10 protein-coding genes are annotated in these 8,726 nt (G+C 31.0%); 1 reads left to right on the forward strand and 9 read right to left on the reverse strand.

The annotated features are described in order from the left end of the window. Window positions 1-282: 282 nt before the first annotated feature. Window positions 283-1,155: a hypothetical protein gene (locus CN514_RS23285; protein ID WP_098234610.1), complete on the forward strand. Its 873-nt coding sequence runs from the start codon at window positions 283-285 to the stop codon at window positions 1,153-1,155. A gap of 71 nt (window positions 1,156-1,226) precedes the next feature. On the opposite strand, the gene CN514_RS23290 is transcribed toward CN514_RS23285, so the two are convergent. The 9 genes from CN514_RS23290 to CN514_RS23330 form a co-directional block, all read right to left on the reverse strand. Continuing rightward, window positions 1,227-2,315 carry a DNA alkylation repair protein gene (locus tag CN514_RS23290; RefSeq protein ID WP_098234611.1) on the reverse strand — a complete coding sequence of 363 codons (1,089 nt, stop codon included), beginning with the start codon at window positions 2,313-2,315 and terminating at the stop codon, window positions 1,227-1,229. A gap of 34 nt (window positions 2,316-2,349) precedes the next feature. Next, on the reverse strand, window positions 2,350-3,120 hold the full coding sequence (locus CN514_RS23295; protein ID WP_098234612.1) for a hypothetical protein: 771 nt from the start codon (window positions 3,118-3,120) through the stop codon (window positions 2,350-2,352). Further along, a complete protein-coding gene (locus tag CN514_RS23300) occupies window positions 3,101-3,598 on the reverse strand; it encodes an ECF transporter S component (protein WP_176526047.1) in 498 nt (165 codons plus the stop codon). Before CN514_RS23300 ends, CN514_RS23295 begins: the two co-directional genes overlap by 20 nt. Window positions 3,599-3,612: 14 nt before the next feature. Next, the gene (locus tag CN514_RS23305; protein WP_098234614.1) at window positions 3,613-4,212 is read right to left on the reverse strand and encodes a histidine phosphatase family protein; all 600 of its coding nucleotides are present in this window, start codon (window positions 4,210-4,212) and stop codon (window positions 3,613-3,615) included. Further along, window positions 4,209-4,949, reverse strand: a complete 741-nt coding sequence (gene cobS / locus CN514_RS23310; RefSeq protein ID WP_098234615.1) for an adenosylcobinamide-GDP ribazoletransferase — start codon at window positions 4,947-4,949, stop codon at window positions 4,209-4,211. Before cobS ends, CN514_RS23305 begins: the two co-directional genes overlap by 4 nt. Before the next feature lie 10 nt (window positions 4,950-4,959). Further along, a complete protein-coding gene (gene cobU / locus CN514_RS23315) occupies window positions 4,960-5,526 on the reverse strand; it encodes a bifunctional adenosylcobinamide kinase/adenosylcobinamide-phosphate guanylyltransferase (RefSeq protein WP_217993958.1) in 567 nt (188 codons plus the stop codon). Between the two features lie 124 nt (window positions 5,527-5,650). Then, entirely contained in the window at window positions 5,651-6,766 is a 1,116-nt protein-coding gene (locus CN514_RS23320; RefSeq protein WP_098234616.1) for a Ger(x)C family spore germination protein, read from the reverse strand. A gap of 8 nt (window positions 6,767-6,774) precedes the next feature. Further along, window positions 6,775-8,241 carry a spore germination protein gene (locus CN514_RS23325; protein WP_098234617.1) on the reverse strand — a complete coding sequence of 489 codons (1,467 nt, stop codon included), beginning with the start codon at window positions 8,239-8,241 and terminating at the stop codon, window positions 6,775-6,777. After that, on the reverse strand, window positions 8,238-8,726 hold a 489-nt coding region (locus CN514_RS23330; RefSeq protein WP_176526048.1), incomplete at its 5' end, for a GerAB/ArcD/ProY family transporter. The genes CN514_RS23330 and CN514_RS23325, both read right to left, overlap by 4 nt.

Below are 8,726 nucleotides of genomic sequence, written 5' to 3' on the forward strand. Positions count from 1 at the left end.
GAGTATAAATATGTAATTACTAATAAAAAACGTACCATTCTTTAGAAAAAAAGTGAAATAAAAAAAGTACCCTTTTACAGACTCTAATTAAACTTCTTGCTCAATGCTCTTTTTATAGGCAACAGAATGACTATAAAATCATACTTTAATTAATGTGATATTTATTTAATTGATCCTATTAGATGTTACTGATTCTTTTTAGTAAAATTAGCTATTCTTAAGATTCAAATCCAAATGAATTTGATACTATAAAATTAGTACGATTTAGGAAAGGATATTGATATGACTATAGATTATCGTTTTTATGAGAGCCCAACAGATCTTGATTTGCAGTTTGATTTTTGGAATAAGATGACCGAAACTCTACCATATGCTTGGAAAGCAACTTTATCTCCAAAAATATTTGAACAACAATCTGAATTTAATGAAAAATCTAGATGCTTTGCTTTTAACGGAAATCAGCTTGTAGGATATATGAGTTTCTCTGGTAAAGGAGAGTTTGTTTCATTAGGTTATCCATGGGTATTACCTGAATATGAGGATACAGTCCGGGATGAATTGTTTGAAAGAGTTTATCAATTTGCTGTTAGCGAGGAATACGGTGGAAAACTATTTGCACAGCGATTTAGAGGACAGTGGTCAAAACAAATAGACTATTTCTTATCAAAAGGCTTCAACATTACCAATCGTACGCAAATAGTTGGTGCGTATTATCCACTTCTTATAAAACCGATCCAAAGTATTCCTGGATTTTCGTATGAGATAAAAGATCAATTTCAATTTAATGTTTGGAAAGATGTAAAAATGAAGCAACAAATTCTTACGAACGAACAAGTTGCCATGATGAATGAGTATTATAGCTCAATTGAATTTGACTATGCAGTTGAATGTAAGCTAGAAAATCAAGTCATTGCCTACTTTGGTATGACAATACGACCAGATACCGGGTATTCAGAAATATTAGCTGTTGCTTATACTGAAGCATCTATACCTTATTTTTATGATATAATGTCGATCATCCATAATGAAAACATCAATCGAAAAGTTACAGTAGTTACAATCACTAAATCACAAATTCCTAAAAGTGTGTTACAAGAAAAGCTTGGCTTTACTCCATTAACTGAAGATGTGATGATGCACAAGAGACAGGGATAAGTGAAAGAAAAGACCGGAAAGCTTGATTTTAAAAAACTTATAGAGATTCCAAAAATAGTGGAATCTCTTTTTTAGCTTACCGTAAAGTCATAAGTCCCACTTTCCACTCCATTAATAAGTATTGTGATGCTATGTTGACCTGGGTAATGTTTTCTAGTTGATAAGTTTTTGAATGAGTGTGTTTTGTTGTATGTTAATGTTTTGCCATTTTCAATTTTGTTTTCGGATATTTTAAAGATTTTTCTTGTACGATTACCTTTTGACTTTACATAATCAATTGCGAATTCGATTCTAAGTTTTGTGGTGGTTGGTTCGTTACTATGAATTGTAAATGAAAAGTTTAAGTCTCCACCAATTACAATCTTGTCCGATTGTAATTGGAATTGGTCTATATGGATTGCTTTTGTCGTTTGGAATCCAAAAATCGTTAAAGCTTCTATATTCCCTTTTTTTAATAGGGTTCTACATGCGTGCTTTATAATCCAATTCGTATGTGGATTTTTACCGTACCATTCTTTCGCAATTTTTAATACTAGAGTTGGGTGATCTTTAGAAATATCGTTTAAATTATTCGCTACACTTTTGCGAACGTATAATGACTCGTCTTCCTTTAAGTTTTCTAGAATAGGAAGAATTGGGGTTGGGTCTTTTTTTAGACTTTTTAGAACCATCCCCCATGGTAATTTTGGACGGCATCCTTCACTTGCAAGTCTTCTTACATGTTCATCTGAATTAGTAGACCATTTTAGCATTTGGGTCATCATTCGTTCTTGGTCTTGTACAATGAACGGTCTAACAGCAAATTCTGATGTTGAGTGCTTTGTGAATATTTCTAGTGCTTCTATTGATTTTTCCCAATGATCTAAGCCGTACACTTCAACAAAATCAGGAAAAAAAATACTACTTAATTGGCCATTTGGAAATTTCTCTAATATACTACTTAAAATCTCTATTGATTTTTCATATTTGTTTGGAAGTGTCTCTCCCAAACAAATCGTAATATGTCTCATTCTTTCCTTTAATGTTTTTTCTTCCCAGCTTTCATTGAAAACCTTATCCATAAATGTTTCTCGATTAAAATCTGTATAAATGTTATTAATTTCGTTTGCAATTTTTGAAATTAAATCGTAGTTATATAAATCTTTTAAAGCTTCTGCCATATTAATTCTCCATATTTTTATTTCAATCGATTCATTAAACTATCTCACCTAGTAATGTGATTGGTTGTAAGATTTGCCTTTTTAATCCCTCAATCGCATCCTTTTTAATAATTGCTAGAGCACATGTCGCGGGACCTGCCGATTTATGTAATGGGATACTAGATTGATTCACTAATTTTATATCGATATTATTTGTTTCCATCAACTGATTCAATTCATATTGAACGCCTTTTGAACCGATTGGTAATAGATCTGAGACTTCTTCGCAATTTGTTAATTGCTTTAATGAATTAAAATTAATGATTTCGTTTTTATTTTCATTTAAATCCTCTAATACCTCATTTCCTACTTTTGGATAACCAATTAATATTACACGATCCCCTGAAATGACTTCTTTTCTATTAAATGGATTATAAATTTCTCCCATTAAAGTGATTCCTAAACCTGTTTGTTTTGTTGGAATATTTTCTTCTGTACTTCCAGTAATATTTATTTCTAAGTTGTCTTCATAAAAATTAGCTTCATTATATTCTTTAATCGCTTTTTCAATCCCGTTTATTATTCGCTTACCTCTACCATTCATTTCTACACATAAAGTATTAATTAAAACAGTAGGCTTAGCTCGAAATACTAATGTTTCAACTAAACATAATTTCGCCGTTAAATAACCTACAATTTCTTCATCGACTTTTATGAAATCAAACTCACTCATCCCTATTCCACCGCAGCTATCACAAGCAATTGTAAAATAACGACTCCCATCTATATGCATTAAAGTTAAATCTCTATATTTTGAAATTTGCACGTTTCATCACCTTTTGAAGTATAAATGCTAAAACAATATTTGCCGCTGAAGCTAAAGTCAATGGCACAACCATTAAGATAAAAAAACTACTAATAGTCTTTGCTGTAAACGAGTGATTCAAATAAGCAATTAATAGACCACTTAACAAAGTTGCCACTGGACCATTTAAAATAATTGCCACGACCATTGCAATGTATTGATTCATTTTTTTAAATAATACGCCATAAATCCAAACAATCACAAGCATTTGTATTGCGATAAATAGATGCACTGGTACTGTAAATGGAAAACCTGAAGTAATAGCTGTAAGAAGATGACCTAGTGCCCCTACAATCCCGCCTGCAATCGGTGAAATCAACATTGCAGCCAGAAAAGCCGGCAATGAATCAAATGCAATAGAATAAACTATTTTTATATTAGACAGTACTGCACTTAATGCGATAAATAATGAAAGTAAAACAATTCTTTTTGTGTTCAAGTTTCTCCATCCTCTTAATTTAGTTGAATGATATTTTTCAAAAATCCAAAACCATCATTATACTCAATTTCAATAATACATCCATTACTCGTATAAAATTTCCAGAAATGACTTAAATCTAAATGAAGTAAATTTAAGAGTAGTAGCTTCATAATTCCTCCATGAGATACTACTATTACATCTTCGTTTTTTGATCTAATGTCATGGCAAAATGTATTAACTCTTTCTGCACACTGCTTTAAGCTTTCCCCATTCGGAATTTGAAAATGAATCAAATCTTCATTCCACTTTTCTACAACTTCAGGCACTTCATTTAAAAGATCAGTATATGTTTTCCCTTCAAATAGCCCAAAATTTGTCTCTTGTAATCGATAATCAACTGTTTTCGATTCTCCTATTAAGTCTTCAATCGCATCACTTAATAAAGTGCATCTACGAAGTGGACTAGAATACAAAGTATAGCGTGAAGTAGACTCAATCATTTTCGTAAACTGGGTTATTACATCACCTATTTGACTTAAGCCTTTTTCTGTTAAATCAAAATCAGTCATTCCTGCATAAACCTTTTGTCTATTTCCAATACTTTCTGTATGTCTAATTAAAAATATTCTCATACTAATCTCTCACCTATAACAGCAAAAATTAAAAAACATAATTGGGAAACTTCAATTGTAAATCCAATTACATCTCCTGTAATTCCATCAAGTTTTTGATTGATTCTTTTCGTTATAAAAGTAATAAAAACAAACGTGATACATACCGCAATAATAATAGCTATTTCATTAATTAATACACTACTTACACAAATGAGTAACACGTATGTAATTAGAACAAATAATGAAGTAGTTTTTTTGGCTTCGATTATAAATTGGCTTCCAAATCCTTCATTTCTAGCATAAGTACTTATTCTACATGTGAATAAGGCAATGCATCTTCCAATTATCGGAAATAAAAAAATAGCAAATGAAGTACTTTTTGATAAAAATAACCAATCTCCTAAAAATAAAACAATTAAGGAAATGACCCCAAATGCGCCAATGCGACTATCTTTCATAATTTCTAGTATTCTTTCTTTTGAACGATAACTAAAAATTCCATCTGACGTGTCGGCTACTCCATCAAAATGTAATCCGCCTGTTAAGAATAAATAGACTAATAGAATAAGAAATGCATTGGCTTCATTGTCCAATATCAGTGAAATTCCACTATTCAAACTAACAAGTATTAAACCAAATAAAACACCTACTAATGGAACTAATCTAATTCCTTTTCCTAGCTCGGCTTCAATAAAATCATAATTTTTAACCGGTATGGTTGAAAAAAAACTGAGGATCATTTTAAATCGATTCATATTGGTACTCCTATTTTATTCTTAATGGTATACCAGCTGTAACGAGTATAACTTCTTCTGCTCTTGAAGCAATTTTTTGATTTATACGCCCAGCAATATCTCTAAAAATTCTTCCTAGTCGATAAGATGGAACAAGTCCATAACCTACCTCATTCGATACAATTATGAATGTTTTACCGTGTTGATCACAAACGTCTATCAACTCGTTCACTTCATTTTCTATATCTGATTCTAGTTTATTTATTTGTTCATTCTTCATGGACTCAAAATCAATATCAGTATAATGATCAAACATTAAATTTGTAATCATAACTGTCATGCAATCTAAAATGACATATTTGGATTGTATAAATTCCTCAGTCATTTTTAATTGATTAAATTGTTTATATCGCTCTACAGTGTGCCAATCAATCGGACGATCTTCTTGATGTCTTTTAATTCTCTCATTCATATCTCCGTCAAATGATATTGCAGTAGCAATATAGACTACATCAGTTGAATATTTTTGTAATTCTCTTATTCTTTTTTCTGCGTAAGAACTCTTTCCACTACGAGCTCCACCAATTACAAGAATCAACTTGTTCACCCCCACGATCAAAATTTCATTTTATTATGCTTATTTCTATCATAATTCATTTTCAATAAAAATGAGCAGAAAAAAGAAGGTGCCTCTATAAAAATCCCCTTCTTTTTAAGCTCTTTCATCTTTTATAAGATTTACTACCTAAAATGTGAACATCAACTTTAATATCCATTATTGATTTAGCATCGACTTCATTAAGCGTTTTTATATCCCACTCTTTTCGATTAAATCGATAAGGCTTTTCTGAAATATTAAGAAGATCTGCGTGAACCTCTTCTCCTTTTTTTACTGTCTTTAAGATTTCACTTTTCATTTTGTTACTGATTTTAGAGGCAATTTTCTTTCTACTAAAAAGGTTCTCATTTTGTACGATGGCTACATCTGTTTTTACTTTAATAATATACTTTGGCTTCTTACCACCTTTTACGACTTTAACTGAACCCTTGGAGCTTCTAACGACTAAATTTAATTTATCTTTTTCAAGTGAAAGTGGTAAATTATAATTTTCTTGATTCATATAATCTAGTGCTTTTAAATCCTTTAAATTTACTTGCCCTTTAAATTTTTTCTGTGATACAGCATAGGCACCATTAATGTAGGCCACCTTGTCTAATTCTTTTTCTTCAAATTTCTTATCTTCAATCCCTAGTGATGGAATTAATAAAGTTCCAACAGGTTCTGTATATCTTGAGATATATTGATGAAATTTAAGGCTTAGAAAAATTAAACCCCCACTACTTTTTTCATCAGGATTCGTTACTACCGTATATAAAAAAGGTAAATTAAAGAAGCTTTGACTTTTTAAGATATCTTTAATATCCTGATCGGTACCATAAATCCACATTGTATATCTTAACTGTGGTCTTCCGCTAATAAAGGAATTAACGTCCTTCAATTTTTTATCAATAACCTCTTTACTTAAGATGACACTATGTACATGGCCATAATATAAAGGCATTGGTGAATGTGATTCTAATTTAGTAAATGCTGACTGTATACTTTTACCTGTTGCTTGACCAATTAATGGAGGGGCTGGTACTTGTAATGCCCCAGTTTCTTGCTTTGCAATATTCGAAAAATTGAGTGCTTGAATCGTGACAACATACTGATTATCCTTAAAATCAATTCCAAAACTAGTAACTAATGTTTGATCAATAATTGTGCGAGTTCCCCAGCAGCCTGTTAAAATGAGTAATTGAAAAATCACCAATATAATGATAAGCAATTTTTTCATCTTATTTCTCACTCCTTCTGACGGTCTTCATCAACTGGATGGAGTGATAGATTTCGTTTGATTTTAAACTTTTGAGGTAACTTAATAACTACATTTAAGAAATCAGATTTACTTGGTACTGAAAGGATTGAAATATACGGTTGACCAAAACTTTCTAACGAAACAATCAACGTTACAACTAGAAAAAATCCAGTATAAAAACCAATTAAGCCTAAAACAGCCGATAAAAATAAAATAAAAAAACGAAGGAATACAATGTTTCCTGAGATATTTTGGTTAATTAATGTATAGCCTGAAATAACTGTTAAAGCTACTACAACAAGCATTGCAGGTGAAGTTAGTCCTGCACGTATTGCGGCATCACCAATAAATAGCCCTCCTAACACGGCTACGGTTTGGCCTACCGCTTTTGGTAACCGAATCCCCGCTTCTTTAAATAATTCAAAAAAAACTAACATTAAACAGGCCTCTAATGGAGCTGAAAATGGCAAACCGTTTCTTGACATACCAATCGTCGCAAGGAATGGATATGGTATTTGATCAATATGATAAGTAACCATTGCAATATAAAATCCTGGTAGGAAAATTGTTGTGATGATTGCCATGATTCTAAGATACCTAACTACATTGACATAATAAAAACTTGAATGTATATCCTCTGGTGAATAGACGAGTTGATTTAAGTTTGTCGGACCGATTAAACAAGTAGGATTCCCATCAACAATTACTGCAAACCTACCTTGATTTATTGATTGTACGACGAAATCTGGTCTACCAATATTATCTATAAGCGGGAAGATTGAAAAAGGTTGATCGTATAAAGCTTCCTCAATTTCATAGCTACTCACAATCACATCTTTTTTTATATTGCCTAAGCGTTGTTTAACATCTGAGAGAATTGCAGGATTAATAATATCTTCCATATAAACTAATAAAACTTTCGTTCGACTACGTTCACCAATTGTAAATTCAACACTTTTTAATGTTGAAGTCTTTAGTCTTTGGCGAATTAATGCCATATTAATTAAAATACTTTCAACAAATCCGTCTCTTGGACCGCGAATAGAATTTTCTAAATTTGATTCTTCTGGACTTCGTTGTGGAGGATTAGCAACGGGAATAAAAAAAACATCATTTAAATAAGAACTAAATACGACTAAATCTCCAGAAAATAAGTTTTCTTCAACTTCCTTTTTAATCGTAGATCCATCTTTTAATCTTTTAGCTTCAACTATATTTCTTAATAACTCAAAATCAAACTTTTCTTCTTTATGGACTACATTAAATATGTCATTAATAATTTGATTACTAAATTGACCATCTATTAAGTTTGGACAAAACATGATGATGACAAAATGTGAGTCTTCACCTTCTTTATATGATTTCGTTCTAAATTCGATATCCGAAGAGTGATTAAAAGACTCCATAAAGTCTAGTAGATTAAGGTTTTCTAAAGTTGTCGATTCTTTTGTCATGCGGAATCACCTTTTAATTTTGAAATAACTAAAAATAGTAACATCGTACATAATAAGAAAATTAAATTGATTGGAAAGTAGTAGTATTGCAAAAAGTTATAAAATGCTGATGCGTTCCAGGGGACCATTGCCGCTATTATTAAAGAAAGTGACAATAATGGTAAACTCCATTTTTTCCGCCCACTGTAATTGATAATATAATTTGCGATATATACATTTAAACTAATCCGAACAAAAGCGCCAGATAACCACTGATAAATTGATAAAAAATCCAATCTTGTAATATTTTCACCTAAGGTTAAAAGCTTCCATTGTTCATAAACTGGATTTCTCATTTTTTCAGCTTCAAGTGGTCCAAACTCCATAATCGCTCCTGTTAATGGTCCTAAAATTAACATTAATAATATAAAACTTATGATTATTAGCCATTTTACTTTTACTTTATCTTTCAAATAGGAGATTAAAAATAAAATATAAATGATTTC

This window comes from Bacillus sp. AFS001701 (genome assembly GCF_002559405.1).
Taxonomy (GTDB): domain Bacteria; phylum Bacillota; class Bacilli; order Bacillales; family Bacillaceae_G; genus Gottfriedia.

Excerpts from the sequence above, each read along its gene's own strand:
- CN514_RS23285 (WP_098234610.1), top strand. The coding sequence starts at position 283 with ATGACTATAGATTATCGTTTTTATGAGAGCCCAACAGATCTTGATTTG.
- CN514_RS23325 (WP_098234617.1), bottom strand. The coding sequence starts at position 8,241 with ATGACAAAAGAATCGACAACTTTAGAAAACCTTAATCTACTAGACTTT.
- CN514_RS23305 (WP_098234614.1), bottom strand. The coding sequence starts at position 4,212 with ATGAGAATATTTTTAATTAGACATACAGAAAGTATTGGAAATAGACAA.
- cobS (WP_098234615.1), bottom strand. The coding sequence starts at position 4,949 with ATGAATCGATTTAAAATGATCCTCAGTTTTTTTTCAACCATACCGGTT.
- CN514_RS23290 (WP_098234611.1), bottom strand. The coding sequence starts at position 2,315 with ATGGCAGAAGCTTTAAAAGATTTATATAACTACGATTTAATTTCAAAA.
- CN514_RS23320 (WP_098234616.1), bottom strand. The coding sequence starts at position 6,766 with ATGAAAAAATTGCTTATCATTATATTGGTGATTTTTCAATTACTCATT.